This window comes from Candidatus Symbiothrix dinenymphae, from assembly GCF_001431085.1.
In genome coordinates this window covers 1-558 of sequence record NZ_BBRU01000270.1, presented here as the reverse complement: position 1 = coordinate 558, position 558 = coordinate 1, and the positions used below count along the sequence as shown (strand labels likewise).

The window sequence follows — 558 nt, the reverse complement described above, 5'->3', positions numbered from 1 at the left end:
CCCTTTTGCGTAAAGGTAAACTGCTGGATGAGAGGGAGTTTTGGCAGCTTACTCCGGTGCCGCAGACACCGGCTCCGGCGGCAGAATGGGAGCCTTACGAAGATGATAAATATGTGTCTATTGCTGCGGAGTGCATTTTTGGGGAGTCGCCAGCCATGCCGCTCGCCGGTCCCTCTGCCATTGCCCAAAAGTATAAGGAGGAGCAAAACCGCTTTTCGATGGCTTTATTCGCTGCCGACCAGTCTGTGTTGGCGGCGCGGCTTTCGGGCTTGTTTGCGGTGGACAAAACAGCAAAGCCCGATGAAAAATACTTGTACAAAATCTACATTGCTGCGCCTGACAGCATTGGTGCGACTGTGGATACCGCTTTTGCCTTTACCGGTTTGTCCGAATATCAAGCCTTGCCGCAGCCGATTGATTTGACTGCGCGTTGGGAAGATAAAAAGGTGCAACTGTCGTGGAACATCCTGTATTTGAACCACATATATAATAGCTATGTGGTGGAAAAGTCGCAGAACGGGAAGCGATATACTCCCATCAGCAAGAATGCCACTGTGC

Annotated in this window: 1 protein-coding gene; it reads left to right on the top strand. The window is 51.1% G+C overall.

Going from position 1 to position 558, the window contains the following annotated elements; genetic code table 11:
• Positions 1-558, top strand: a 558-nt coding sequence (locus tag ASC50_RS03520) for a hypothetical protein (RefSeq protein WP_226995374.1), incomplete at both ends; no start/stop codon positions are given.